We start from the raw sequence: 25,652 nt of genomic DNA on the forward strand, positions 1-25,652 counted from the left end.
CATGGCATCGGTATTCGGCAACGCGATCACGCTCTCCATATTCGGCCAGTCGCACTCCCCCGCCATCGGGTGCTCCCTCGACGGCATCCCCGCGGGGATCCCGGTCGACGCGGACGAGCTGCAGCGCTTCCTCGATCGGCGCGCGCCCGGCCATGCGCCGACATCGACCGCGCGCAAGGAGGCCGACCGGCCGGAATTCATCGCCGGCATCACCGACGGGCACACCAACGGCGCCCCGATCGCGGCGATCATCCGCAACACCAACACGAGATCGGTCGACTACGCCGAGCTCAGGCGCATCCCGCGCCCGGGGCATGCCGACTATCCGGCACGCATCAAGTACGCGAACAACCACGACGTCTCCGGCGGCGGCCATTTCTCCGGGAGGCTGACCGCCCCGCTGTGCATCGCGGGCGGCATCGCCCTGCAGGCGCTCTCCCTGCACGGCATCCGCATCGTCGCCCACATCGCGAGCCTGGGACCCGAACCTGTCGTGGACATGCCGCTCGACCCGATGAAGCTCAACGAGGCCCAGACGACCCTGATTTCGGCCAATCCGCTGCCGTGTATCAGCTCCATGGCGGCAAGCCGGATGCGCTCGTGCATCCTGGAGGCGAAGCAGCAGATGGACAGCGTCGGCGGCGTGATTGAATGCGCGGCCTACGGGGTCCCCGTGGGAGTCGGCGACCCCATGTTCGACGGCCTGGAGAACCGCATCGCCCGCATCGCGTTCGGCATCCCCGCCGTCAAGGGCGTCGAATTCGGCGCCGGATTCGCCGCCGCGCGGATGCACGGCAGCGAGAACAACGACCCCTACCGCATGGAGGCCACCGAGGTGCGCCCCCAGACCAACAACGCCGGGGGCATCCTGGGCGGCATCTCCACGGGAGCGCCCGTCATCTGGCGCATGGCCGTCAAGCCGACGCCATCGATCGGAACCCCGCAGCGCAGCGTCGACATGGACGCGGGCGCGGACGCGGACCTTACCGTCCGCGGGCGCCACGACCCGTGCATCGTGCCGCGCGCCGTACCCGTCGCCGAGGCCGCGTGCGCCCTCGCCCTGCTCGACGCCATGCTGGAAGACGGCTTCCGCTTTCCTGCCTGATCGAGCCCGCTTCCCGATCCGCCCCCATCTACCTTACCGTTGAGGAACAACCATGGAACTAACCGACATTCGCGCCCGTCTCGATGAGATCGATGCCGACATCCTCGATCTGTTCGTCGAACGCATGGGCCTTGCCGCCGAGGTGGCCGCGTCAAAAAAGCGCACCGGCAAGGCGGTGTTCGACCCCGCCCGGGAGCGCGACAAGCTCCACACGCTGGTCCATGCGGCGCCCGAGGAGCTCGCCCCCGAGGTCGCGAGCCTGTTCTCGCTGCTGATGAGCATGAACAAGGCGGCTCAGCTCAAGATCCTGCACGAGGGCGACCCCAAGAGCGTGTCTTCGGGCGCCCTCGCATCGCTCATGCCGGTCGACCAGCCGTTCCCCACCACAGCCACCGTCGCCTGCCAGGGCGTCGAGGGAGCCTACAGCCAGATCGCTGCCTGCAAGCTGTTCAAAGTGCCCAAGATCACGTTCATGACCTCGTTCGAGGGCGTGTTCCGCGCGGTGCGCGACGGCCTGGTCGAGTTCGGCGTCCTTCCCATCGAGAACTCCACCGCCGGATCGGTGAACGCCGTCTACGACCTGCTCGCGCAGTACCGGTTCTCCATCGTGCGCTCCCTGCGGCTCAAAATCGATCATCAGCTGCTCGCAAAGCCCGGCGTGCGTCTCGAGGACATCCGCGAAATCTATTCCCATGAGCAGGCCCTCGCGCAATGTTCCGACGCGATCGAGGAGCTCGGCGTGCGCGTGCACGTGTGCGAAAACACCGCGAAGGCGGCGGAGCGCGTCGCCACCAGCGATCGTCGCGATATCGCCGCGCTCTCCTCTCGAGACTGCGCCTCGCTGTACGGGCTCGATGTCCTGCGGGAGGACATCCAAAACGAGGGGAGCAACTTCACCCGTTTCGTCGTCGTGTCCGCAACCCCGCGCATCTACCCCGGCGCCACACGCACGTCGCTGATGCTGACCCTGCCGCACGCCCCCGGTTCGCTCTACCGGGTGCTCGAACGGCTCTACGCGCTCGACATCAACCTCGTCAAGCTCGAGAGCCGCCCCATCGGCAACCGGGACTTCGAGTTCATGTTCTACTTCGACCTCGACTGCCCCTTCGGCACGCCGGCGCTCAACACGCTGCTCGACGCCCTCGACGACGTGTGCGAGCGTTACACCTACATCGGATCGTACACGGAGGTGGTCTAGATGGCGACGCGCCCCTACGGCGTGCTCGGACGCACACTCAAGCACAGCTACACCCCCGCCATCTACCGCGATCTCGCCGATATGGACTACGTGCGCTTCGAGCGGGAGCCCGAGCAGCTCGAGGAGTTCCTGCGCGGAGACGAATGGGAGGGCGTCAACGTCACGATCCCCTACAAGCGGGCCGTGATGCCCTATCTCGATGAGCTCGCCGAAGCGGCCGAGCGCCTTGGGAACGTGAACACGATCGTGCGCCTTGCTGACGGGCGCCTGCGTGGAGACAACACCGATTACTTCGGGTTCAAGTTCCTGGTCGAGTCGCTGGGCATCGATGTGGCCGGAACGACCGCGCTCGTGCTCGGGGGCAGCGGAGGAGCCGGGACGACGGCGCGCACCGTCCTGTCCGATATGGGCGTGCGCGCGATCACGGTCGGACGCAGCGCTGAGGTGACCTACGACGATCTCGACGCGTACCGCGACGTCGAGCTCATCGTCAACTGCACGCCCGTGGGGATGTACCCCAACTGCCCCGCCTCGCCCCTCGATCTCGAGCGCTTCGGCAACCTCAGCGCCGTCATCGACATCGTCTACAACCCTGCGCGCACCGGCATCATGATGCAGGCCGAGCGCCTCGGCATCGCCACCGCGGGCGGCCTGCTGATGCTCGTCGCGCAGGCGGCGCAGGCCGTCGAGCGCTACACGGGCGCGCATATCGACGACGCGCGCATCGTCGAGGTTACCGAGCGGCTCTCGGCCTCGACGCAGAACATCGCCCTGATCGGCATGCCGGGCAGTGGGAAGACCCGCGTCGGGCAGAACCTTGCGCGCATGCTCGGTCGCGAGCACGTCGACGCCGATGCCGCATTCGCCGAACGCACCGGCCGCAGCTGCGCGGAGTTCATCACCACGTCGGGCGAACAGGCCTTCAGGCAGGAGGAGACCGCGTGCCTGCGGGAGCTGGGCGCACGGTCGGGCCTTGTCATCTCGTGCGGCGGCGGCGTGGTCACGCGCCCCGAAAACTACGAGCTGCTGCATGAGAACAGCCGTATCATCATGCTCGACCGTCCGCTCGGCGAGCTCTCGTCCGCAGGCAGGCCGATATCCGCACGCGACGGCGTGCAGAAGCTTGCCGACCAGCGCATGGGCCTGTACCGCGCCTGGGCGGACCTCATCGTCAAGTCGCGCGATTGCGCCGAGCGCACCGCCGAGGCCGTCATTGACGAGCTCGGGCTTGCGCACTGAGCCCCATCGAACGCAACGCGTAAGGAGGATGCGCCGTGAAAGCACTTGTCCTGAACGGACCGAACCTGAACATGCTCGGCGTGCGCGAGCCGGATATCTACGGTCGCGAGACCTATGAGGACCTGGTCGCCCTCTGCAAGAAGGCGGGGGCGGACGCCGGATTCGATGAGGTCGCGGTATACCAGTCCAACCACGAGGGCGACCTCATCGACCAGATCCAGCAGGCGCTCGGCACCTACGACGGCATCGTCATCAACCCGGCCGCCTACACGCACACGAGCGTCGGCCTCCTCGATGCGGTGAAGGCCGTCAGCCTGCCCTGCATCGAGGTGCACATCTCCGCAGTCGAGGATCGCGAGGAGTTCCGCCAGATCTCGTATGTGCGCGCGGCCTGCATCAAGACCATCACCGGCGAGGGCCTGCAGGGGTACGCCCATGCGCTGAGGCTGCTCGCCGACCACCTGCAGCGCGGCTGACGGCGGCGAACGGGCAGCGATGGTCGACATACGGCATGCGGGACAACAGGCCAAAGAGCGCCTCTCGGATGCGCTTTCATCCGGCGCGCTCTATACGCTGCTGTTCGCCTCGATCATCGCCCTGTTCGGCAGCACCTTCACGATGATCATCTCGCCCATCATCGTGATCTTTCGCACCAAGCGCAACGTCGCCTTCTCGACGTCCCTGCTGGGGCGCATCCTCATCACGCTCCCCTTCTTGAACATCCTCTCCTACCTAGCGACGCTCAACATCGTCTGCTGCATCGCGCTGAACATCATCGTGCCGTTCCTGCTCGTCGTGATCCAGTCGAACCAGTTCGACCAAAAGGCGTACTTCGGATACGTCATGGCCTTCGTGTTCCTCGAGCTGATCCCGCACACGCCCGACGAGTTCTTAATCCAGCTTGCGTCCACGGTCTACGCCACCGTCGTGCTGGTGGTCGTGCTGTATTTCACGCGATGGTACAAAGGCCGCTCGCGCGATCCGGAGCGCGAGCTCGATGAGAGCCTCGGGCACCTGGCGGAGCTGCTCGACCGTCTCGCCGACGGGGAGTCGCCCGCCCTGCTGTCCCAGGAATTCCTCAAGCTCGAGAAGACGTTCGACCGGCTCTGCTTCAGCAGCCGCAAGCTGTTCCAGGAGCCGAACCGCACGACACTGAAATACTATCTGTACGCCACACTCTTCCAGCGTGCCATCTACCTGCTTTCGGACCCCGCCTGGCGCTCCGGCCGCGAGCACGATGTCGATCTGTCCGTCTTCCATCACGTCGCCGCGATGGTCAGGCAGGTGCGCGCCGCGTCGACGCCGGCCGAATGCGCAGCGGTCCACCGCATGCTGAAGATGATTCTCAGCATGGTCGACCTGCCCGAGGGACGGACACGCATCTTCTTCCACAGCGTGCTGCACACGCTGATGCTCATCACCTCCCAGGCCCCCGAGCGCCGCCGGCATCTCCCCTGGCGCGTGGCCCCGCTGCGCGACATCGCGGCCAACTTCATCCACCACCTCGACAGCGATTCCTTTGAGTTCCGATTCGCCACGCGCCTCTCGGTCGTTCTGGTCATCACCTGCTCCATGAGCATGCTGTGGGGCGCGAACCATGTCTACTGGGTGCCCCTGAACGCGTTTCTGCTCCTCATGCCGAGCTACGAGGAGAGCACGCATCGCATGCGCACGCGTCCGCTCGGCACCGCCATCGGCTGCATCGTGGTGTTCGCGGCGTCCCACATCATCCACGACCCGCTCGCCGTATACTGCTTCTGCATGGTCATGATCCTGCTGGTGTACGCCTGCACGCCGGGAAGCTGGGTCCAGGCCATCTTCGCCACCTCGTTCGCGCTGATGATGACCTCGCTGACAATCGACGAGACGACGGCGATGGCGCTGCGCCTCTTCTATGTGCTGATGGCCGTCGGCATCGTGCTCGTCATCAACTACCTCGTGCTCCCCTCCAAACGGGAGAAGATCTTCGAGTGCAACAAGCGCCAGCTGAATGGCATCATCAAGGCGTACTGGGGGTTCGTCGAGCGCAGCGTGACCGAGCATGTGGAGCTCCGCATCTCAGGCGAGATGCTCTCGGCCTATCATCTCGTCTACGACGAGGCGATCGCGTACGTCCGCGCCCTCGATGACGAGGTGGTCCGCGATTACGAGGAATCGCGCCTGGTGACGCGCTGGCACATGTTCTCTGAACTCGAGCAGATCGAGTACCTTGTCCAAGCGGGCGAGCTCGATGACGAGGACCTGGCCCTCATCCGCCATATCGCGCTGACGCTCAAGGACCGCACGATGCCCATGTCGCGCAGCTATCTGCCCGGCAAGCTCATCCCGCAAATCCACTCCGAGGATCTGCGCTACGCGCTCGAGCACTACATGGCCAACCGCATCAAACTCAAATAAGCCCGCATGGTCTTTTAGGGACAGGTGATTTTTGTTCATGCCGGTGCCTCCGCACCGGCATGAACAAAAATCACCTGTCCCTAAAAGACCTATCGGGCAAGCATCTCCCGTGCATGGTCGAGCGAGGCCTGGGTGGCATCGCCGGAAAGCATGCGCGCGATCTCCCGCACGCGGTCCTCCCCCTCGACAGGGATGAGCTGCGTCTCGGGAACGTCATCGCCCGTTTTGGAGACGACGTAGTGGCGATCGCCCATGACGGCAACCTGGGCCAGATGCGTCACGACGATCACCTGGTGCGTCCGGGCCAGGTCGGCGAGCACGACCGCCAAAGCGCGTGCGGTGGAGCCGCCGACGCCGGCATCGACCTCATCGAACACGAGGGTGTCGACGCCGTCCGCCTCGCCGAGCACGACCTTGGAGGCGAGCATCACGCGGGAAAGCTCACCGCCCGAGGCGATGCGCCTAAGCGGACGAGGGGTCAGGCCGGCGCCGCTACGATACAGCAGCTCGCAGGCGGCAGGACCCGCCTCCGTCCACGAGGCGCGCGGAAGATCCCTGCTCTCCCAAACGAGCTCGGCGCGCCCCATCTCGAGGCGCATCATCTGCTTGCCCACCTCGCGGCAAAAGCGCGGAGCCGCGGCGTTGCGCGCACGCATGAGAGCGCGCGCCGCCTTGGCGAGCTCTCCTTCCGCCTTGTCACGGGCCGCCTTGGCACGACGGACCCGCTCGTCGGCATCATCGACCAGGGAGAGCAACTCTGAGGCCTCCTCGCGCCTGGCGAACACATCTTCCATGCGCGGGCCCCACTGACGCATGAGGCCGCGCAGCTCAGCCATGCGATCCTGCGCAGTGGCAAGCTGCTCGGGATCGAAATCGATATCCTGGGCGTAGCGACGAAGCTCCGAGGCGACGTCTTCGAGCGTGATGGCGGCCGATGCCAGCGAGTCGGCGAACTCGGCAAGCTTGGCATCGACCGAGCCCATGCGGGAAAGCTCGGCGATCGCCGCGTTCAGGGCGTCGAGCGACCCGTCCTCGCCCGAAAGGTACCGATCGGCATCAAGCGCGCACGCGATCAGCGATTCAGCGTGCTCCGCGCGCGGCAGCGTCTCCTCGAGCTCTTCGAGCTCGCCTTCGCGAGGATCCACCTCGCAGATGCGCTCGTAGGCAAATCGGGCCTCCTCGAGCCGCGACCCCTGCGTGCGCGAGGCGGCCTCCACCCGATCGAGCTCCCGCTGCGCCGCACGTGCCGCCGAAAGCGCGGCGCGGTACGTCTCGAGAGGCCCCGTAACCGAGGGACCAGCCCACGCATCGACCATCTCGACATGAGTAGAGGGATCCAGCAAGCGCTGGTGCTCGTGCTGTCCGCACAGGTCGATATTCGAGCCGACGCGCTCGGCGAGCTCGCGCACGCTGGCAAGCGAGCCGTCGATCTTGACGCGGCTGCGCCCATCGGAAGCGAGCCGGCGCAGCACCACGGTACCCTCGGTATCGCGCGCGCCCAGAAAGAGGCGACCCTCGACCGTGGCGGAGGATTCTCCCTCACGGACCATGGACGAGTCGGCGCGCTCCCCCATGATGAGCTTCAAGGCGGACAGGAGCGCGGTCTTGCCCGCACCCGTCTCGCCGGTGAGTACCGTCAGGCCCTCGCAGGGCTCCAGCGTCGCCTCGCGGATCAGGGCGAGATTGGAAACGCGCAGCTCATCAATCATTGCGACGCACTCCGTAAAAGACGCGGGAGACGGAATTGTAGAAGCTCTCGGGACCGTAGTCGAGCAGCAGGACATCGGCCTCACCGCGACGGGAAACAAGGCGCTCCACAACGCCCGTCGGCGTCAAGAACCTGCCGTCGACCGCGATGGCGGGCACGGAGGGCCGGTCATGGGACATCGTCACCTCGACGATGTCGGAAGGCGACGTCAAAAATGCGCGCGCCTGGATGGTGTGCGGGGCGATGGGCACGCACACGAGCCCGGTGTATTCGGGGCTCACGATGGGGCCGCCGGCCGACAGGGCGTAACCGGTCGATCCGGTCGCCGTCGACACGACGACGCCGTCGCCGCGCAGGCGGTCGATATGGTGCCCGGATACCGAGATGTCGAACTCGACCATATCTGAGAGCGGGCCGCGGGTGAGGGCGATGTCGTTGAGGCCGAATGCGCTGATGGTGTGCTCCTCCCCGCGCTCGTCGACGGAATACACGTCGCAATGGATCGTGGCGCGACGGCTCACATGCATCTCTCCGGCAAGAGCATCGGCAACGACGGGCAGGATGTCGCGCTCCTCCGGGCTGGCGGCGGTCAAAAAGCCGAGATGCCCGTACGAAAGACCGAGGATGGGAATCTCGCGGGACCCCACGATGCGCACGGCGCGCAGAAGGGTGCCGTCGCCGCCGAGGGAAATGACGAGATCACTGCCATCGATGTCGGGTTCGGCGGCGATCTTCGACTTCTGGTCCGCCGCCCACACCACCTCGTAGCCCTGACGGCTCAGCCACAGCTCGAGCGTGAGGCCGCTTTGAACCGCCTCGCTCTTCTGATAGTTGGGGACGAGAAAGATCTTCATAGGTTCACCGCCTTAACGTTGAGGTGCGTACACTGGCAAGCCAGCTCCTCAGAGCTGCGGGCATGGTACAGGCTGCAGTCTCCGAGCAGGAAGAACTCACGGTTTCCCTTGGTGCCCGTGATGGGGGATGCGCAGATGTCGACGGGATACAGGCCGCTTTCGGCGAACAGCGCGACGGTCTGTTGAAGCACGCGGGCGTGCACGCGGGGGTCGCGCACGATGCCCCCCTCGCCCACCTCGTCGGCAGACGCCTCGAACTGCGGTTTGACGAGGGTGAGGAAGCGCCCTGAGTCGCGCAAGAGCTCGAGAACGGCGGGAAGGATGACGCGGATGCTCGTGAAGGACACGTCGCACACGGCGAGATCGAACGAGCGCGCATGGCCCAAATCGGGGACATCGACGATATTCGTGCGCTCGAGCAGCGTCACGCGCTCATCGTTTCGTAGCGACCAGGCGAACTGGGCGCGACCGACGTCGACGGCCACGACATGGTCGGCGCCGCGTTGGAGCAAACAGTCGGTGAATCCGCCCGTCGAGCATCCGATATCCAGGCAGGACAGGCCGCTCGGATCGACCTGGAACGCATCGAGGGCGCCTGCGAGCTTGAGCCCGCCGCGCCCCACATAGGGCAGGTGGCCTTTGACGTGGATCTCGACCCCGGGGACGACGCGCGTCGCCGCCGACTCCAGCCTCTCGCCCGCGCTAGAGACCAGGCCGGCCATGCATAAGCGCAGGGCCTCCGCGCGATCCGCGCACAGGCCCTGCGCAACCATCTCTTCGTCGAGGCGCACTCGCTTCATCAGTGCTGCTGCTCCTCTGCACCAGACGTGCCGCCGTGGGCGGCATCCTCATCCATGCTCTCGGCCAGCTGCTCTTCCTCACGGGGCGAAAGCTCGAAGGTATCGACCATATCGACGGCCTTGGAGCCGAGCCCTATCGCCTCGTCGAACAGGTCGAGGCATCGCTCCAGCGAGGTGTCCTTGGACCTGACGGTGGCGATGATCTCATCGAGACGGCCCGTCAGGTCGTCAAACGAGTGAAGGGTGGAATCACTCATGGGACTCGTCGTCTTGATCGTCGGCATCGGTCACGTCGACATCGGCGTCGGAATCGTCCTCGGCCTCGTCCTCGGGCTCAACATCGTGACCGGGCAGCTCGTCTGCACGGGCGATGCGGCCGAGCACGCCGTTCACAAAACGAGCCGACTCATCGGTGCCGTACGCCTTGGCGACCTCGACGGCCTCGTTGATGACGACGGCGTCATCGATGGGGTCGTCGGTCTGCAGGCGCATCTCGTACACCGCGATGCGCAGCAGGTTTCGATCGGCGCTCGGCATGCGGTACAGGCTCCAGTTATCGGACACCTCGTGCAGCGCGTTGTCGATGCGGTCGAGGTTGGCGTAGCAGCCGCGAGCGAGCTTCTCGGCGTACTCGTTCAACGGACCCTTCGACAGCAGGAAGTCGCCGTCGAGCACCTGGTCCACGGGCTTATCAAGCGCCTCCGCCTGAAACAGGATCTGCAGCGCCTGGCTGCGGGCAAGGGTGCGCCCGCGTTCAACTTTAAGACTCACGTATGTTACTCCTTGGGAAACACCAGACCGTCGATGCAGACGTCGACCGCAGCGACCTCGACGCCAATCTGGGCATCGATGGCCTTGACCGTAGCGGCGCGGATGGCTTCGGCGAGCTTCTTGAAGGGATAGCCGAAGAACACCGTGACGCGCACGGTCAGGTGCAGCTTGTTGTCCTCAACCTCGGCCTCGATGGGCGGCAGCGCGGGTGCGGCGCTCTTGGCGGAAAACATCGACACGAGATTCGTGGCCAGATCCCTCACGCCAACGGAGGCGACGCCCTCGACCTCCTCGACAACATGGGAGACGATAATGGACAACACCTCGGGCGCGATGGCGATACCGTCGATCTTGATCTCTTCAGACATGTTCTCACCCATTTCATGCAACGGAATGCGGGCAGGTTCCACGTTACGAAACAGTGTACACGATACCCCATCTCGACACCGTTGGGACGCGGACATCGGCCACGCAACGAAAAAAGGGCGGGGTGCGCGACCCCGCCCTTATGCAATCTGGCTGATCGGACGATCGACTAGACGCGGGAGACGAACTTGCCGTCGCGGGTGTCGACCTTGATCTTCTCGCCGACGTTGAGGTACATCGGGACCTGAACGGTGGCACCGGTCTCGATGACGGCCGGCTTGGTGCCGCCCTGGACGGTATCGCCCTTGAAACCGGGGTCGGTCTCGGTGACCTCGACCTCGATGAACATCGGCGGGTTCACGCCCATGAGCTCGTCATCGGCGTAGAGCAGCTGGCAGACGTCGTTCTCCTTGAGCCACTTGGAGTTGTCGCCGATGAAGTCGACGGGCACGGGGACCTGGTCGTAGGTCTCCATGTTCATGAAGTAGTAGTGATCGCCGTCGTTGTAGAGATACTGCATCTCGGTGGTGGTCAGCGTCACGCTCTCGAACTTGGAGCCGGCGTTGCAGGTGTTCTCGACGACGCGGCCGGTCTTGATGTCCTTGGTCTTGTAGCGGACGAAGGCACCGCCCTTGCCCGGCTTGACGTGCTGGAACTCAACGATGGTGCAGACCTTGTCCTTGATGCGAAGGCCGAGGCCGTTCTTGAAATCGGCAGTGGTGATCGAAGCCATGGATATGAGCCTTTCTCATGTGATACAGCGAACTGTAACAGTATACGCCCAGTCACAGCCCTGCGCAAAAAGTCCCAAAAGGAGATAAGGCTCCGCCGTCCTCGACTCCGGTCACATGGCGCAGCCCGTATCGATCGGGGTCCCTGTGCCCGAGTTTCTCTTCATTCATGAACGAAGAGAAGCCATTTCAGCGTTTGCCCAGGATTTCATTGATTCACCCACCCCTTCATTCATGAATGAAGGGGTGGGTGAATCGTCGCGCGATATGGTATCGGACTGTCCGGAACGCAGCCCCGTCGCAGAAGAGCTCCTTAGCAGTCGATGACCTGGAGCTCGTGCGGGCTTGCGGTGAACGGCTCGAAACCGTCCTCGGTGACCAGGCCGAAGTCCTCCAGGCGAATGCCGCCCACACCGGGCAGGTACACACCGGGCTCGACGGTGATGACGGCGCCGGCCTCCACGATGTTGGACTTGCGGCCGAAATTCGGCAGCTCATGGATATCGATGCCCACGCCGTGGCCCAGACCATGGCCGTAGTAGTCGCCGTAGCCCGCATCGGAGATGATCTTCACCGACAGGTTATGGATGTCGCTGCCGTCCACGCCGCCGTGGATCGCCTTGACGCACTCCTCATGCGTGCGCTGCACCAGGTCGTAGATCTTGCGCTGCTCGTCGGTGGGCTCGCCCAGAACGACGGTACGCGTCATGTCGCTGCGGTAGTCGCGATACCCCGCACCATAGTCCATCAGGACGAAATCGCCCTTCTGGACCACGCGGTCGCTGGACACCGCGTGCGGGTTGGCCGTGTTGGGACCGCTCGCAACGATCGAGCCGAACGCCAGCGAATCGGCGCCGTTGTTGAACATGAAGCTCTCGAGCTCGGTGCGGATCTGCTTTTCGGTCAGACCGGGCTTGATGTAGTCGAGCATGTGCTGGAATGCAAGATCGGTGATCGACTGCGCATGGCGCATGAGCTCGATCTCCTCGGCATCCTTGATTGCGCGCATACGGCGGATGTCGCCGTGCATCTGGGGCAGCGACGCGACGATGGAGCGGTCTTCGAGACCGCGCAGGATGCCCTGGTAGAACGACAGCTGCATGTCGTCCTCGATGGCGACGACACGGCTGCGGGACTCCAGCGCATGCTGGGCGACCCAACCGGGAATGTCGAAGCCGTCCATGTCGACCTGCCAGGGACTGCCCTCGGGCATATTCTCGGCAAAGCTGTTGTAGTAGCGAGAATCGGTATGCAAATAGCAGGCGTCATGGGTGATGAAGGCCGCGTGAGGGAACTCGAAGGTGTAGTCGAACACGCCCATCGTGCCGGTCATCCAGCGGAGATTCGCTTCGTCGCGCACGACGACCGCATCGTAGCCGCGCTTCTCCATCAGCGAGCGAAGACGAGCGATACGGCCCGCGGGGCCATCCTGAATGTCGGTCATAGACCGCTCCTTTCACGAGTACCGTTACCGCTCGACATACTACACCCTCTGTTGAACGCATGCACCCGCCAGCTTGGAAGAGAGCCCTTGGGGCTACTCCGCATCCCCCTCCTCGAGCAGCTCTGCACGCGACGCCAGATACGCCTCGGCATGGCGACGCAGGATGTCCTCGTCAACCTTGGAGAGGCGGATGGAACCGGGATTCTTCGGCAGGGAGAGCATGAAGCGATTCGAGCGGACAAAGCGCGCATCGTGGAGCGCCGCGATGAACCGATCGACGTCGAGCTTGAACGGCAGCTCCTCGATCCCCAGGTCATCCAGGCGGTCGTCCTGCTCGAAAACAAGATCGACGTCGAGGCCGCACGCATCATGCGCAAGGCGCGCCTCGAATCGCAGGCCCTCGGCGTACAGGAGATAGTCGGGCACGTCATCCCCCAGGCACGCGCGCAGCGCATGCATCGTCGTCACGCCGTAATTCACGGCGTTGCGCGCCGAGGGGTTTGCCGAGCGAACCGCGGAGGCGCGGGCCGTCTGGGTATTGCACAGCGCGTCGATCAGGGTGATCTCGACGCCGTCGACGATACCGTCGATCTTCTCGGCGAACTGATCCCAGATGCGGCGGGACTGCGCGAACGCGGAGGAAAGCAGCAGCGCATAGCCCATGCCGACCTGGTCGATGGCCTTTCCGACAACAAGATCGATATCGCAGACGATCATGTCCCATCCGGGCTGGATGGAGATCATCTCGCGGGAGGAGCCGGCATCGAGGGCGCGCATGGACGTGGAGATCGTGCACATGGCGTCGAGCGTGAAGGGGATGGCGAGAGCCGAGGTGCCCGAGCACCAGGTCCTCGTGCAGAAGGACACGACCGAGCACACCTCTACCCCGCCGACAGCGACGAGCAGGTCGTCGGCGGTGATGTGGCAGGATTCCATCGTGGCGAAGACGCGCTGCGCGGTCTCGATCGAGGCGATGGAGGGCACACTTGCCAGAGACATGAACTCGACGGAATACCCGGTGTCCACCAGCGCGCGCCTGACGCACTCGAGTTTCTCCTCGGAGGGAAGCGCATCATGCACCAGCAGCGCGCGCTTGGGCTCCCCCGCAATGCTCTTGATGAGCCGCGGGAGGTCCTCAAGGGCACCGGATCCGATGCGGAAATCGGTGCACGTCTTACCAAAGTTCACCAGTTGACGCCGAATGGTCATAATAATCCACGCTCCAAAAGCATTTCTGCACAGAGATAGGTAACTTCCTTGAACGATTTGCCGCGAATGTCGACCGTGAAGTCCGCGGCCTGCTGATACAGGGGCCGGCGATGCTCGAGCAGGCGCGCGGCGTGCTCATCCGAGCGAAAGTCCGGCCTCGTGTCGCGGCGCCTGATCTGTCGCAGGGAGTCGTCGATATCGCCATCGAGGTACACACAGTAGCCCATCTGGTTGATAAGCTCGATGTTGCACGGCGTCTCGACGATGCCGCCCCCGCAGGACACGAGCAAGCTGCGGTCGCACGCCAGGGAGCCCAGTGCCTCGGTCTCCAGCTGACGAAACGCCTGCTCGCCCTCGAGCTCGAAGATACGGGAGACCGACAGTCCTCGCCGTCGCTCGACAAGCCGGTCGGTATCGACGTAGCGTCGATTGAACAGCACGCCGAGATTCCGCGCGAGGGTCGATTTTCCCGCGCCGAGGAATCCGACGAAGAAGATGTGGTCACACCCCCGTTTCATCGTGCCCGTCATGACCGCCTACTCCTCGCACGTAAGATCGCGCAGCGCGCGACGCTCGAAGATGCGGAAGATCTGCGTGTACCACAGGTCGACCTCGGTTTGCGGCTTCACGAGAATCGTGTCCACGCCGGCGAAGTTGCCGGCCCAGACATCGGTATACAGCTGATCGCCGATGAGCACGGCCTCCCCGGCGGTGCGACCCATGCGCTTGAGCGCCGCGCGCAACGCGAAGGGGGCGGGCTTCATGGCATGGCTGATGGCATCCAAGCCGAGCTCGGACGCAGACCGCATGACCTGGTCGCGATGCCAGTTGTTGGAAACCATGCAGAGCGCGAATCCCTTATCGCGAGCACGGTCGAGCCATGCGCATATCTCCGCAGGAGCCGTCTTGCGGTCTCGGGGGACCAGCGTGTTGTCGCGATCGAGCATGATGGCCCGCTTGCCCTGAGCCCAAAGCTCATTCAGGTCGATGCGGTCGACAGAGGCTACGTAGCGTTTCGGTGAAAAGATCCTCATTGCAGCGACTCCGCGTATTCCTCGCTGTCGGCCTCGAACTGCTCGTAGTCGGAGCTGAACTTATGGGACCCGTCGCCTGCGGCCGAGGCCACGTAATACAGGTAGTCGGTGTCATCGGGGTTCAGCGCGGCCGAGATGGAGGAGATGCTCGGGCTGCAGATGGGACCAGGGGTCAGGCCGTAATTCGTATAGACGTTGTAGGGGGAATCAATCTCAAGGTCGCTGTAGGTGACAGGGTCGCTGCCGCCCCCGCGCGCATAGACGATGGCCGCATCGATCTGAAGAGGCATATCGATGGCGAGACGGTTGTAGATGACGCTCGCGACCGTGGGACGCTCGGACTCCACGGCGGTCTCGCGCTCGATCAGAGACGCCATCGTGACGATCTGCTGCGCAGTCAGGCCAGAGGGACCCGCGTTCAGATCCAACGACGAGGTCTCGGTCACGAACTGATCGAGCTGCGCCCGGATAATCTCATCGGCGGTCGGAACATCCGTGAAGGAATAGGTCTTGGGATACAGGTACCCTTCGAGCGAATCGTCGTACGCGCCCTCCAAAAACGGGTAGTCGGCCGCGTAGTTGGACGCCTTAGCCTGAGCGATGAACTCGTCGGCGGGGATGCCGAACGTCTCCTCGACGCGCGCCGCCGTCTGCGCGACGGTCAGGCCCTCCTGGATGGTGATCTTGTTGCCCTCGACGTTGGGTCCGTCGACGAGCTGCTGGACGATCTCTTCGGGATCCTGGCCGGTATACAGGATGTAATCGCCCGGTTTGAGCGACATAGATGCATCGAGCCGGTTCACGGCGGCGTAATAATCCTTCGGGTTGTCGATGATGTGGTTCTGGGCGAGGATGGCGGCGATGTCGTCTCCCGATGCGCCCTCAGGGATAGTGAGCTGCACCTCCTGCCCGGCCTCGACGGCAGGCTGCTCGCCGCCGAGCAGCTCGGAAACACGGGGGACGACCACGAACACGAGGGCGGCGACCACGGCCAGGGCGACGACGATGCCGACGATGACCTTGATCGGCGATCCGCCTCGGCGCGCAGTGGACGACTGGGCGGCGTATCGGGAACGCGTCGCGGGCTGCACGGGACGCGGATTCGGCCGCGCCTGAGTCGGGGACGTGCGGAACCTGGTTCCAGACGCCTGCTGGCGATTGGCGGCGGCAGGCTGGGCGCCCGCAGAGCGGAACCGCGTACCGCCCGAGGCGGGACGGGCCGCTCGAGGGGAGCCCGGCTGAGTATGCGTGCGACGGCGCGAATCGCCGGAATTCTCGTTAGGCACAGTCGTCCTTTCCGTTCTGGGCATCGAGCCACGCCTGAAGGATCAGCGAGGCGGCGACCATGTCGACCTTGCCGCGCATCTTTCGCTCCGAAAGGCCGTTTTCACGCAAGATGCGCTTGGCCTCGCGCGAGCTCAACCGCTCGTCGGCAAAGACGAGGGGCAGGTCCAGGGCATCGGCGATCTGGCGACCGACCGAGATGACGCGCTCGGCTTGGGGTCCGTCCTCACCCGCCATCGTCTGCGGACGGCCGCAGACGATGATATCGGGTTCGTGATCCTCGACGATCTGCCTGAAGCTCCGGGCCATCGAGGTCACCTCGATGGCCGGAAGGACCTTGACGGGCAGCGCCACGCGACCGCTCCGGTCGGAGACGGCGATGCCGATGCGGACCTGCCCTATGTCGAGCGCGAGCGCGACCATGGTCTACAGGCCGAGCTGGGCGCGAGCCGCATCGAGCGCGGCCTGGATACCGGATGCGTCCTTGCCGCCGGCCTGGGCCATGGTCGGACGACCGCCGCCGCGTCCGTCGACGCACGGAGCGATCGCCTTGATGACGTCGCCCGCCTTGAACCCGGCGGCGACGGCCTCGTCGGTGGCGGCGGCGAGAAGCGCAGGCGTGCCCTTCTCGGTGACCGTCGCGAGCACGCATGCGGCAGGGCCGGCGACCTTCTGGCGGATGGTGTCCCACACGTTGCGGAGCTCAGCGCCCTCAAGGCCGCTCAGCTGGGCGATCACGAGCTTGTAGGAGCCCATGTCCTGCGCATTGTCCACCGCGGAGCCGATCGCATCGGAAGCGCCGCCGGTCAGCGCGGCTTTGAGCTTCTGGTTGGCGTCGTGCAGGCTCTGCTGCAGCGCGGCGACGCGATCGACGACCTCGTCGTCACGGCACTTGAGCGCAGAGGCCGCCTGCGAGAGCATCCGCTCCTTCTCCTCGAGATACTTCATGGCGCCCATGCTCGTCACCGCCTCGATGCGACGGACGTTGCTTCCCGTCGAGGACTCGGAGACGATGCGGAACAGGCCAATTTCCGCGGTGTTGCGGGCATGCGTGCCGCCGCACAGCTCGCGGGAGAAGGGACGCTCCTCCTCGCCCACGGACACGACGCGGACGACGTCGCCGTACTTCTCGCCGAACAGCGCGACGGCACCGGAGGCGCGCGCCTCGTCGATGCTCATGACGCGCGTGACGACCGGCTTGGCGGCGAAGATCTCACGGTTGACGATATCCTCGATGCGGGCGAGCTCGTCGGTGGAGACGGCCTCGAAGTGCGTGAAGTCGAAACGCAGACGGTGGTCGTCGAGCTGGGATCCCGCCTGGTTGACGTGATCGCCGAGCACCTGCTTGAGCGCAGCATCAAGCAGGTGAGTCGCGGTGTGGTTGCGGCGGATGAGCTCACGGCGGTCAACGTCGATGGCGGCAAGGACGCTGTCGCCCACCGAGATGGTGCCCTCGCCGACGACGCCGTGGTGGGCGTACAGGCCGTGATGGGCACGGGTATCGGAAACCGCGAGCGCGCACGCGTCGGAGGCGATGTGGCCGGAATCGCCGACCTGACCGCCCATCTCGGCGTAGAACGGCGTGCGGTCGAGCACGACGTCGACCTCCTGGCCGGCGTCCGCATGGGCCACGGACTCGCCGCCGGAGACGATCGCGACGACGCGCGCGTCCTCGATGCGATCCGCGTCGTAGCCGACGAACTCGGTCTCGGCGATTTCATCGGTGAGCTCGGTCCAGACGTCGTTGAACGTGCCCCACGCGTCGCCCTTGACGTTGGCGCGCGCACGCTCGCGCTGGGCCTCCATCTCGCGATTGAAGCCCTCGATGTCGACCGTATGGCCGGCGCCCTCGGCGATCTCCACCGTCAGGTCGATGGGGAATCCGAAGGTATCGTGCAGCATGAAGGCGGAGGCGCCGTCCAGCGTCTCGCCCTCACCCAGCTTGGCGAGAGCGTCGTCGAGGTAGACGCGACCGTTGTCGAGCGTCGTGGAGAAACGCTCCTCCTCGGCGTTGACGATGCCCTTGACGAGCGTGACGTTCTTCAGCAGCTCGGGATAGGCATCGCCCATGAGCTCGTTCACGCGGTCGATGAAGCGCGCGAGGAACGGCTCGGTCACGCCGAGCAGGCGACCGTGGAAGACGGCGCGACGGAGCAGGCGGCGCAGCACGTAGCCGCGGCCCTCGTTGCCCGGCAGGATGCCGTCGGAGATCATGAAGTCGACGGAGCGCGCATGGTCGGCGATGATGCGCAGGGAGCGGCTCGCGCCGGCATAGTCGTCGCTCACATAGGTCGCACCGGAGATCTCCTCGCCCAGCTTGATGAGACCCTGCATGATGTCGCCGTCGAAGAAGGAGGTCTTGCCCTGCATGATGGCGCTCATGCGCTCCAGGCCCATACCGGTGTCGAGGTTGCGGTGAGGCAGCTCGGGCATGGAGCCGTCCTCCTGGCGATCGAACTGCGTGAACACGAGGTTCCAGTACTCGAGGAAGCGATCGCAGTCGCAGCCGGGCGCGCAGTCCGGACGACCGCAGCCCACGTCCTCGCCCATGTCGTAGTAGATCTCGGAGCACGGGCCGCAGGGGCCGGTGGGACCGGCCGCCCAGAAGTTATCGTCCTCGCCGAGTCGGGAGATATGGCTCTCCTCGACGCCCAAGGAGCGCCAGATGTCATAGGTCTCGTCGTCGTCGGTGAAGACGGTGAAGTACAGGCGCTCGATGGGAAGGTGGAACACCTCCGTGGAGAGCTCGAGGGCCCACGCGCAGGCCTGCTGCTTGCTGACGCCGCCGAAGGAGAAGTTGCCGAGCATCTCGAAGAAGGACGCGTGGCGGCCGTCGCACCCGATGATGTCGATGTCGTTGGTGCGCACGCACTTCTGGCACGACGTGGCGCCGATCTCGTGCATGGTCTTCTTGCCCTGGTAGTACTGCTTGAACTGGTTCATGCCCGCGTTGGCGAGCAACAGGGAGGGATCATCGGGGATCAGCGAAGAGCTGGGGAACAGCTTGCAGCCGCGATCCTCGAAGAACTTGAGGAACGCAGAGCGAATCTCCGCGGTAGTCATGGTGGGAACAGCAGCGGTCATGTCGCATTCTCCTTGGTTCATATGCGTTAGATAGGCGTAAACGCACATAGCTTAGCAGACATTGCACGCATCGGATAAGCTTGGGCCGCAGGGAACAAAAGCACCATGACGGACGGGCGATGGGAACAGGGCGGATCCAAGAAGCTTAGCCCCAGGCATCGATAGCGCCGGCAACATCGCAGAACGCAATGAGCCCTTGGTATGTAAGCTACCAAGGGCTCATGCTGATACCGCATTCATCCGAAAGCACCCAAGAGGGTCGAAGCCTAATGCGGCGGCCGGTCCTCCTTGTGTTCGGAGTCTTTCTTGTCCGCCTGGTCGTCCGGCATGCCGAAGGGCACGAGCTCGGAGAGCTTGGCCCACGGGTTGTCGAGCTCGGGCTTGGGCAGCGCCGTCGCGTCGGAGATGACGTCGTCGGGAAGCAGCTCGGAATCGGCGACGAAGCTGTCGTCGCCCAGGGCGTCGAAGGCGGGGACGGGATTCCCCTGCTCATCGCGATACGGCGTGCCCTGGAAGATGGCGCCATCGTAATTGACGAGCTGCCGCTTCGTGTTCTTCTCGAAGTAGAAGATGAACAGACCCTTGAGCGCCGCGCACAGAGGAATGGCGATGACCATGCCGAGCGGCCCCATCAGGGCCGAGCCGATCACGATGGCGGAAAGGCTCATGGCGGGATGCACCTGGACGGTCGACTGCATGATCTTCGGGCTGAGCACGTTATCGGTGACGTTCTGCGCGATGACGACGAGCACGAGCGTCCATAGGGCCTTCGCCGGACCATAGAAAAACGCGATCAGCACGGCGATGAACGCCGAGAACACGGGGCCGACGACGGGGATCAGGTGGAACAGCGCCGTCAGCACGCCCATCAACCCCGCGTACGGGTGCCCGATCACGAGCAGCCCCACGAACACGATAACGCCGTTGATGATCGAGGTGATGACCTGCGAGCGCATGTAGCCGCCGACCGAGCGGGACAGGATCGCCACGATGAACCGGTAGTCGTCCTCCTTGCTGTCGCCGAGCGCAAAACCGATCTCGCCGTGGATCTTGGGGTAGTCGCGCGCGAGCCAGTACGCGAGCACCAGCCCGAGGAACACCGTGAACAGCGTGTTGGCGAAGCCGCCGATCGCGGGCATCACGCCGCGACCGAGCTCCGCCGCAAGGTCTGTCACGAAGCTGGTGGCGGTGCTTTGCAGCGAGGAGAGCAGGTCGTTCAGCCCACTGAACATATCGGAGGACGTGAGCGAGCGGAAGTTGCTGATCAGATCCTGAATCCATGCGGACAGCGAGGAGAAATACCGCGGCATCTGGTTGAGCACGTCGACGAGCTGCTCCACGAGCATGGGCAGAAGCAGTGTGAACATCAAGATGACCGCGGCTATGACGACGAGCAGGCCGATGAGCGCCCCGAAGCCGCGAGGGATCCCGCGGTGCTCAAGGGTGTTCACGATGGGCGATGCCACGAACGCGATCAGGGAGCCGATCGCCAGAAACTCGACGACGGGCCCGAGCACGCCGATGACGTTCAGCAGCATGGCTCCGATAACGAGCAGACCGACCACGGCCCAGATTCTCAGGGCGGCCAGACGGGTGTCGCGCAGGACGCGATCGTCTTGCCCGGGCATGTCGACGTGGGAACTCATCGCTTACCCATGACTCCTTCGGGATCGATCTTGTCCTGGATCTTCTTGAGCGTGCGGCGAAGCAGGCGCGACACCTGGACCTGGGACACGCCGAGCTTCTCGGCGATCTCGATCTGGGTCATGCCCTTCAAGAAGCGCATCTCGATGACCTCGCGCTCGCGCGGCGAGAAGGACTTGAGCGCCTCCTCGATGACCAGGCGGTCGTCGGTAAAGGTCAGCGCGCTATCCTCGGAGGCGTAGCGGTCGAGGACGGACGGCGTGTCTTCGGAATCGGAGCTGCCGGGAGCCTCGAGCGGCACCGAGGTGTAGGCGGAAGAGGACTCCATGGCCTCCAGCACCTCGTCTGCCGACGCACCGAGATAGTCGGCGATCTCGTCGACCGTCGGGGAGCGCTGCAGCTGGGTGGTGAGCGTATCGGTCGCCTGGTTCACTTTCGCGGAAAGCTCCTGCAGGCGGCGCGGGACACGGACGCTCCAACCCTTGTCGCGGAAATGGCGCTTGATCTCACCCAGGATGGTCGGGGTCGCATACGTCGTGAACTCGAGGCCGCGATCGGGATCGAAGCGGTCGATGGCCTTGAGCAGGCCGAGGTACCCGACCTGCATGAGGTCGTCGAGCGGCTCGCCGCGGTTTTTGAACTTGTTCGCAAGGAACCGCACCAGGTTGAGATGGGACATCACGAGCTTTTCACGGGCGTCCATGTCGCCGTTCTCTTTGTAACGGCGGAAGAGCTCGTGCGTCTTCTCCTTATCCCATGCGGCCTTGCCCGAAGGGGTCTTATCGGCCATTACACATCTGCTTTCAACATCAGGTGTAGCGCGGAGGGGTTCTCGCGCTTCTCGTAGGAATCGCACACCGCGCCCAGAATCAGATCCGCGTACACGGAGGTTTCGGTGTCGACGGAGATCTCATCGAAGGCGACGTCACCGAGCTCGAAGGTCATGGCGACGTGTTCGTCGTCGACCTCGAACGAGATGGGGAGCTCCCCCATGGGCTTCGCCGCGCACGCGTAGATGAATGCCTCCTCGGCGGCCATACGGATGTCTTCGACCCGGTCGACCGACATGGAGCTGAGCATGGCGACGTTTGCCGCCGTCATGCGCACGAGCCGTGCGAGATGCGGATCGGCGGAGACGGTCAAACGAATAGGCGCTGGCGCATTATTCATTGGTGTCCTCCTGAGTGGATGGGGCGGACGCCGGGGCGGAGCCGTCCGAATAGGTGTAATACTGGGGCACGGCGCGCTTCGGCGACTCATCGTCGGCAGCATCACGCTGCTCGTCTGCGCTCGGGACCGCTGCCGGCTCCCCCGTCTGCTCGGTCAAGGTGCGCTCCCCCGTTGCGGGCGGCTCGACGTTCTTGCCGAAGAACTTGTGCACGCGCTCGGTTGCGGCGGTGGCCACGCTCGACACCGCGTTGGACGCGCTCGACATCCCCGCCGTCACATCGGAGATGTCGCGCAGCACACCGTTGACCTCGATCAGGTCCGCCGACAGCGCCTCGACCGCGATGCTGCCCTGCTTGAGCAGCGGCTCGATCTGGGAAATGGCGGGCTGGGCCCCATCGAGCGTCTCGTTGACGCGATCGAGCACGGGCTTGATCTCGTCAACCGTCACCTCGAGCTTCTTGACGAGCGGCGCCGCGCTTTCAACAGTGGAATCGATATGCTGAATGACGGGCTGCACGTCGCCAAGCGTCTTATCGATGGCCGACACGGTGGAGCGTGCGCGCCTCAACGTCAGCGCGAGCTCGATGACGGCCCAGACTCCCACCAGGGCGAGCACGATCAACACGATCTGCAGAGGTTCCATGATGCCTCCTGTACATAGCGACAAGGCGCCTCGGCCGAGGCACCTTACCTGATACTACCCGACCGCGCCGAATCCATGCGCCAGAAGTCGGGGAACCGTCGCGCGACCGGCACAACAACAGACCGGCTCAGTCGACCAGGGGGCCCTTGCCGCTCCGGTCGCGCGCGGACTGCTCGAAGCGGTACTGCTCCCATCCGCGTCCCGCCGGCCTCCAGAACGCGCCGCGCTCAAGGCCCTCGGGAAGATAGCGCTGCTCGACCCAGCCCGCGGGATAATCGTGCGGATACAGATAGGGGCCGTAGGAGTCGGATCCCGGACGGTGCCGATCGCGCAGGTGGTTGGGGACCTCCCGCTGCCCGCTCGTGCGAACGTCCTCCAGGGCCGCGTCGATTGCCGCCTCGCACGCGTTGCCTTTCGGAGCGAGCGCGTTGTAGAGGGCGGCCTGGGCCAAGTTGATGCGGCACTCGGGATACCCAATGACCTCGGCCGCCTTGAAGGCCGCCTCCGCGATAAGGAACGCCTGGGGATCCGCATTGCCGATATCCTCGGATGCCTGGATCATGATGCGGCGCGCGATGAACTTCGGGTCCTCGCCTGCGTCGATCATACGGGCGAGCCAGTAGATCGTGGCATCCGGGTCGCTGCCGCGCATGGACTTGATGAACGCGGAGATGATGTCGTAATGCATGTCCCCGCTCTTATCGTACGAAAGGCCACGGCGAGGGTTGGCCATGCGCACGTCATCGAGCGTGATGGGCACCGGGACCCCGTCCGATGTGGCGGCGTCGGATTCCGGCCTGGTCACGGCGATCTCGCTTGCGAGCTCGAGCGTCGTCAACGCGCTGCGGGCATCCCCCGCGGCAAGCGTGCAGATGGCCGAGACGACCTCGTCGTCGAGCGAGAACCTGCCCGCAAGCCCGCGTTCGTCCTCGCACGCGCGGCGGACGAGCACGGCGACGTCATCGTCGGAAAGATGCTCGAGCTCGATGACGCGGCTGCGAGAGAGCAGGGCCGAGTTGACCTCGAAATACGGGTTCTCCGTCGTGGCACCAATCATGATCACCGTTCGATTTTCCACCGCGTGCAGCAGGGCATCCTGCTGGGAGCGGGAGAACCGGTGGATCTCATCGATGAACAGGATCGTGCGACGGCCGAACGCCATGAGACGGCGCTGCGCCTCCTCGATCTCTCGGCGCAAGTCCTTCACGGTGCCGGTGACGGCGGACACCTCGACGAACTCGCTGCGCGTGTGCGCGGCGATGATGTGCGCCAGGGTCGTTTTGCCCGTGCCCGCGGGACCATAGAGTATGACGCTCGACAGCACGTCGTGCTCGATGGCGCGGCGCAGCCACGAGTCGGGACCGACCGCCTTCTGCTGGCCGACGTACTCGTCGAGCGACGACGGCCGCATACGGACCGCCAGCGGCGCATACCTGATCTGCTGCGTGCGCTCTTGTTGCGAAAATAAGGTTTCCATAGCGTCCTAGTCTAGCATGGCATGAACCGGCCGGGGCATCCCTACCGTTCGTTGATGTACGTGCGCTGGGGGAACTGGATCTCCGGGAACAGCTTGGAGGCGAGCTCGGCAAAATACCCGTCGGTCATGCTGGCGATATAGTCTACAACCGTCTGATCCAGATCCTTCTCCCACTCGTAGGTGCGGCCGTAATGCGCGAGCGCCGCCTGGATGCGCGCGATATGGTGGCGGAAGATGTAGCTCGACTCGTCACGCGCGCGCAAATCGCCCAGACAGTGCTCGTACATGAGCGAGAAGGCACGTGACAGCACCTCGGCGCGCTCCCCCTCGATGCCGCTTGAGCGGTAGATCTTCTCGTAGTTCTCCGCCTTTGCGCGCCGGATCTCCGCGAACAGCTCCTCGCTCATCTCGATGCGGTCCTTGCCGTAGCTGTGTTGGATGATGTCGGCCGAAGCATGGCTCAAGATCCAGGAGTTGTACGCCCCTCCGAGCCCATCATCGAACGCGTCCTCCGATAGCAGACCGGCTTCGATGGCGTCCTGGCGGTCGCGGCCGACATACGCGATGATGTCCGAGATGCGCACGACGCAGCCCTCGAGCGTCATGGGGCGCAGATGGCCAATCGCGATATCGCCCGTCTCGTAGCATGATTCGACGATACGGTCGAACTCCTCGAAATCCGAAAGCCCTGACAGCTCGAACACGCGCTGCTCGTACTCGCCGTTATGGCACAGCACGCCGTCGAGCGCCTGAAGCGTGAGATTTCGACCGTACAGCACGTCGAGCACGCGGACCGAATGGACGTTGTGGAAAAACCAGCGGCCGGTGCGCGCATGATACACCTCGTTGAGCGCGCGCTCGCCCGCATGGCCGAACGGCGTATGCCCCAGATCATGGCCGAGCCCGATAGCCTCGATCAGATCGCAGTTGAGACCCAGGGCATACCCGATATCCCGGGCGATACGGCTTACCAGCTGCACATGAATCCCGCGACGGGAGAGGTCGTCGTTGCTGCGAAAGCTGAAAACCTGGGTCTTGCCGGCATACCTGTTGTAGGCGGGCGTGTGGATGATCTTCTCGACGTCTCGGACGAACGCAGGGCGCCAGATGTTGGCGTCGTCGGCGGGACGGGGATCGCGGCGCAGCGCGGACGCGTTATCGCACCGGTACGGGTTGACCCACCCCCAATCACGATCGGACTGGATGCGACGGACAAGATCGTCGCTTAAGGTGTTGGGGATTGCATCCATGCGGGCGCGCACGACTTCTCGATCCTGCTGAATATGCTTAAACGCTGACACGACCACGCTCCTTTCTCGGATGTTCTACCCGTATCTTCGCATATCGCGCGGACACCTCGGCAGATGCCGAGGCGTCTGTAAGAATACGTCCGGCAATCGGTAAGGCCGCAGCGGGTTTTCTCGATGCGCGCGCAAGGTGGGCATGCTCAGCCGATAGCATGGGAGGCGCATCGAGATCGCAACGAAAGGGAGG

Annotated in this window: 25 protein-coding genes; 5 read left to right on the forward strand and 20 right to left on the reverse strand. The window is 64.5% G+C overall.

Annotated features, from left to right (window positions below; all coding sequences use genetic code 11):
- Position 1 precedes the first annotated feature (1 nt).
- Genes aroC through QVN30_RS06920 form a run of 5 tightly spaced genes read left to right on the forward strand, consistent with a single transcriptional unit; the run spans position 2 to position 5,939 of the window.
- Positions 2-1,105, forward strand: coding sequence for a chorismate synthase (gene aroC / locus QVN30_RS06900; RefSeq protein WP_204569776.1), 1,104 nt, complete (start codon positions 2-4; stop codon positions 1,103-1,105).
- A 52-nt stretch (positions 1,106-1,157) separates the two neighbouring features.
- On the forward strand, positions 1,158-2,303 hold the full coding sequence (locus tag QVN30_RS06905) for a bifunctional chorismate mutase/prephenate dehydratase (RefSeq protein WP_289835879.1): 1,146 nt from the start codon (positions 1,158-1,160) through the stop codon (positions 2,301-2,303).
- Entirely contained in the window at positions 2,304-3,542 is a 1,239-nt protein-coding gene (locus QVN30_RS06910; RefSeq protein WP_289835880.1) for a shikimate kinase, read from the forward strand. It abuts the gene before it with no gap.
- A gap of 35 nt (positions 3,543-3,577) precedes the next feature.
- Complete coding sequence (aroQ, locus tag QVN30_RS06915; protein ID WP_289835881.1) at positions 3,578-4,018, forward strand: type II 3-dehydroquinate dehydratase; 441 nt, start codon at positions 3,578-3,580, stop codon at positions 4,016-4,018.
- Positions 4,019-4,037: 19 nt separating this feature from the next.
- Entirely contained in the window at positions 4,038-5,939 is a 1,902-nt protein-coding gene (locus QVN30_RS06920) for an FUSC family protein (protein WP_289835882.1), read from the forward strand.
- An 89-nt stretch (positions 5,940-6,028) separates the two neighbouring features.
- Here the strand turns inward: QVN30_RS06920 and recN are convergent, their stop codons facing one another.
- The 20 genes from recN to QVN30_RS07020 form a co-directional block, all read right to left on the reverse strand.
- A complete protein-coding gene (gene recN, locus QVN30_RS06925) occupies positions 6,029-7,648 on the reverse strand; it encodes a DNA repair protein RecN (RefSeq protein WP_289835883.1) in 1,620 nt (539 codons plus the stop codon).
- Positions 7,641-8,501: an NAD(+)/NADH kinase gene (locus QVN30_RS06930; protein ID WP_273358375.1), complete on the reverse strand. Its 861-nt coding sequence runs from the start codon at positions 8,499-8,501 to the stop codon at positions 7,641-7,643. Before QVN30_RS06930 ends, recN begins: the two co-directional genes overlap by 8 nt.
- Positions 8,498-9,301 (reverse strand): TlyA family RNA methyltransferase, encoded by an 804-nt coding sequence (locus QVN30_RS06935; RefSeq protein ID WP_289835884.1) that lies wholly within the window; start codon positions 9,299-9,301, stop codon positions 8,498-8,500. The genes QVN30_RS06930 and QVN30_RS06935 overlap by 4 nt, the downstream gene beginning before the upstream one ends.
- Entirely contained in the window at positions 9,301-9,558 is a 258-nt protein-coding gene (locus QVN30_RS06940; RefSeq protein ID WP_066832274.1) for an exodeoxyribonuclease VII, read from the reverse strand. The genes QVN30_RS06935 and QVN30_RS06940 overlap by 1 nt, the downstream gene beginning before the upstream one ends.
- Complete coding sequence (nusB, locus tag QVN30_RS06945; RefSeq protein WP_289835885.1) at positions 9,551-10,072, reverse strand: transcription antitermination factor NusB; 522 nt, start codon at positions 10,070-10,072, stop codon at positions 9,551-9,553. Before nusB ends, QVN30_RS06940 begins: the two co-directional genes overlap by 8 nt.
- 5 nt (positions 10,073-10,077) lie before the next feature.
- The gene (locus QVN30_RS06950) at positions 10,078-10,440 is read right to left on the reverse strand and encodes an Asp23/Gls24 family envelope stress response protein (protein ID WP_066832597.1); all 363 of its coding nucleotides are present in this window, start codon (positions 10,438-10,440) and stop codon (positions 10,078-10,080) included.
- Between the two features lie 167 nt (positions 10,441-10,607).
- Complete coding sequence (gene efp, locus QVN30_RS06955; protein WP_066832283.1) at positions 10,608-11,171, reverse strand: elongation factor P; 564 nt, start codon at positions 11,169-11,171, stop codon at positions 10,608-10,610.
- A 311-nt stretch (positions 11,172-11,482) separates the two neighbouring features.
- Positions 11,483-12,613, reverse strand: a complete 1,131-nt coding sequence (locus tag QVN30_RS06960; RefSeq protein WP_289835886.1) for a M24 family metallopeptidase — start codon at positions 12,611-12,613, stop codon at positions 11,483-11,485.
- A gap of 93 nt (positions 12,614-12,706) precedes the next feature.
- The gene (locus tag QVN30_RS06965) at positions 12,707-13,801 is read right to left on the reverse strand and encodes a hypothetical protein (protein ID WP_289835887.1); all 1,095 of its coding nucleotides are present in this window, start codon (positions 13,799-13,801) and stop codon (positions 12,707-12,709) included.
- Between the two features lie 17 nt (positions 13,802-13,818).
- On the reverse strand, positions 13,819-14,352 hold the full coding sequence (locus QVN30_RS06970; RefSeq protein WP_289835888.1) for a shikimate kinase: 534 nt from the start codon (positions 14,350-14,352) through the stop codon (positions 13,819-13,821).
- A gap of 6 nt (positions 14,353-14,358) precedes the next feature.
- A complete protein-coding gene (locus QVN30_RS06975; RefSeq protein ID WP_289835889.1) occupies positions 14,359-14,856 on the reverse strand; it encodes a YqeG family HAD IIIA-type phosphatase in 498 nt (165 codons plus the stop codon).
- Complete coding sequence (gene mltG, locus QVN30_RS06980) at positions 14,853-16,142, reverse strand: endolytic transglycosylase MltG (protein ID WP_289835890.1); 1,290 nt, start codon at positions 16,140-16,142, stop codon at positions 14,853-14,855. The genes QVN30_RS06975 and mltG overlap by 4 nt, the downstream gene beginning before the upstream one ends.
- A complete protein-coding gene (ruvX, locus tag QVN30_RS06985) occupies positions 16,135-16,563 on the reverse strand; it encodes a Holliday junction resolvase RuvX (RefSeq protein ID WP_066832307.1) in 429 nt (142 codons plus the stop codon). Before ruvX ends, mltG begins: the two co-directional genes overlap by 8 nt.
- Positions 16,564-16,566: 3 nt before the next feature.
- On the reverse strand, positions 16,567-19,224 hold the full coding sequence (gene alaS / locus QVN30_RS06990) for an alanine--tRNA ligase (protein WP_289835891.1): 2,658 nt from the start codon (positions 19,222-19,224) through the stop codon (positions 16,567-16,569).
- 266 nt (positions 19,225-19,490) lie between these two features.
- Positions 19,491-20,870, reverse strand: coding sequence for an AI-2E family transporter (locus QVN30_RS06995; RefSeq protein WP_289835892.1), 1,380 nt, complete (start codon positions 20,868-20,870; stop codon positions 19,491-19,493).
- Positions 20,867-21,658, reverse strand: a complete 792-nt coding sequence (locus QVN30_RS07000; RefSeq protein ID WP_066832313.1) for an RNA polymerase sigma factor SigF — start codon at positions 21,656-21,658, stop codon at positions 20,867-20,869. Before QVN30_RS07000 ends, QVN30_RS06995 begins: the two co-directional genes overlap by 4 nt.
- The gene (locus tag QVN30_RS07005; RefSeq protein WP_066832316.1) at positions 21,658-22,038 is read right to left on the reverse strand and encodes an ATP-binding protein; all 381 of its coding nucleotides are present in this window, start codon (positions 22,036-22,038) and stop codon (positions 21,658-21,660) included. Before QVN30_RS07005 ends, QVN30_RS07000 begins: the two co-directional genes overlap by 1 nt.
- Positions 22,031-22,681 (reverse strand): hypothetical protein, encoded by a 651-nt coding sequence (locus QVN30_RS07010; RefSeq protein WP_289835893.1) that lies wholly within the window; start codon positions 22,679-22,681, stop codon positions 22,031-22,033. The genes QVN30_RS07005 and QVN30_RS07010 overlap by 8 nt, the downstream gene beginning before the upstream one ends.
- A 127-nt stretch (positions 22,682-22,808) precedes the next feature.
- A complete protein-coding gene (locus tag QVN30_RS07015) occupies positions 22,809-24,158 on the reverse strand; it encodes a replication-associated recombination protein A (RefSeq protein ID WP_289835894.1) in 1,350 nt (449 codons plus the stop codon).
- Positions 24,159-24,199: 41 nt separating this feature from the next.
- Complete coding sequence (locus tag QVN30_RS07020; RefSeq protein ID WP_289835945.1) at positions 24,200-25,408, reverse strand: deoxyguanosinetriphosphate triphosphohydrolase family protein; 1,209 nt, start codon at positions 25,406-25,408, stop codon at positions 24,200-24,202.
- Positions 25,409-25,652: the final 244 nt, after the last annotated feature.

The organism is Collinsella ihumii (genome assembly GCF_030385545.1).
GTDB lineage: Bacteria > Actinomycetota > Coriobacteriia > Coriobacteriales > Coriobacteriaceae > Collinsella > Collinsella ihumii.

Coding starts and splice junctions, on each gene's coding strand:
- aroC (WP_204569776.1), top strand. CDS start 2: ATGGCATCGGTATTCGGCAACGCGATCACGCTCTCCATATTCGGCCAG.
- QVN30_RS06905 (WP_289835879.1), top strand. CDS start 1,158: ATGGAACTAACCGACATTCGCGCCCGTCTCGATGAGATCGATGCCGAC.
- QVN30_RS06910 (WP_289835880.1), top strand. CDS start 2,304: ATGGCGACGCGCCCCTACGGCGTGCTCGGACGCACACTCAAGCACAGC.
- QVN30_RS06920 (WP_289835882.1), top strand. CDS start 4,038: ATGGTCGACATACGGCATGCGGGACAACAGGCCAAAGAGCGCCTCTCG.
- recN (WP_289835883.1), bottom strand. CDS start 7,648: ATGATTGATGAGCTGCGCGTTTCCAATCTCGCCCTGATCCGCGAGGCG.
- QVN30_RS06930 (WP_273358375.1), bottom strand. CDS start 8,501: ATGAAGATCTTTCTCGTCCCCAACTATCAGAAGAGCGAGGCGGTTCAA.
- QVN30_RS06935 (WP_289835884.1), bottom strand. CDS start 9,301: ATGAAGCGAGTGCGCCTCGACGAAGAGATGGTTGCGCAGGGCCTGTGC.
- QVN30_RS06940 (WP_066832274.1), bottom strand. CDS start 9,558: ATGAGTGATTCCACCCTTCACTCGTTTGACGACCTGACGGGCCGTCTC.
- QVN30_RS06950 (WP_066832597.1), bottom strand. CDS start 10,440: ATGTCTGAAGAGATCAAGATCGACGGTATCGCCATCGCGCCCGAGGTG.
- efp (WP_066832283.1), bottom strand. CDS start 11,171: ATGGCTTCGATCACCACTGCCGATTTCAAGAACGGCCTCGGCCTTCGC.
- QVN30_RS06960 (WP_289835886.1), bottom strand. CDS start 12,613: ATGACCGACATTCAGGATGGCCCCGCGGGCCGTATCGCTCGTCTTCGC.
- QVN30_RS06970 (WP_289835888.1), bottom strand. CDS start 14,352: ATGACGGGCACGATGAAACGGGGGTGTGACCACATCTTCTTCGTCGGA.
- QVN30_RS06975 (WP_289835889.1), bottom strand. CDS start 14,856: ATGAGGATCTTTTCACCGAAACGCTACGTAGCCTCTGTCGACCGCATC.
- ruvX (WP_066832307.1), bottom strand. CDS start 16,563: ATGGTCGCGCTCGCGCTCGACATAGGGCAGGTCCGCATCGGCATCGCC.
- alaS (WP_289835891.1), bottom strand. CDS start 19,224: ATGACCGCTGCTGTTCCCACCATGACTACCGCGGAGATTCGCTCTGCG.
- QVN30_RS06995 (WP_289835892.1), bottom strand. CDS start 20,870: ATGAGTTCCCACGTCGACATGCCCGGGCAAGACGATCGCGTCCTGCGC.
- QVN30_RS07000 (WP_066832313.1), bottom strand. CDS start 21,658: ATGGCCGATAAGACCCCTTCGGGCAAGGCCGCATGGGATAAGGAGAAG.
- QVN30_RS07005 (WP_066832316.1), bottom strand. CDS start 22,038: ATGAATAATGCGCCAGCGCCTATTCGTTTGACCGTCTCCGCCGATCCG.
- QVN30_RS07010 (WP_289835893.1), bottom strand. CDS start 22,681: ATGGAACCTCTGCAGATCGTGTTGATCGTGCTCGCCCTGGTGGGAGTC.
- QVN30_RS07015 (WP_289835894.1), bottom strand. CDS start 24,158: ATGGAAACCTTATTTTCGCAACAAGAGCGCACGCAGCAGATCAGGTAT.
- QVN30_RS07020 (WP_289835945.1), bottom strand. CDS start 25,408: ATGGATGCAATCCCCAACACCTTAAGCGACGATCTTGTCCGTCGCATC.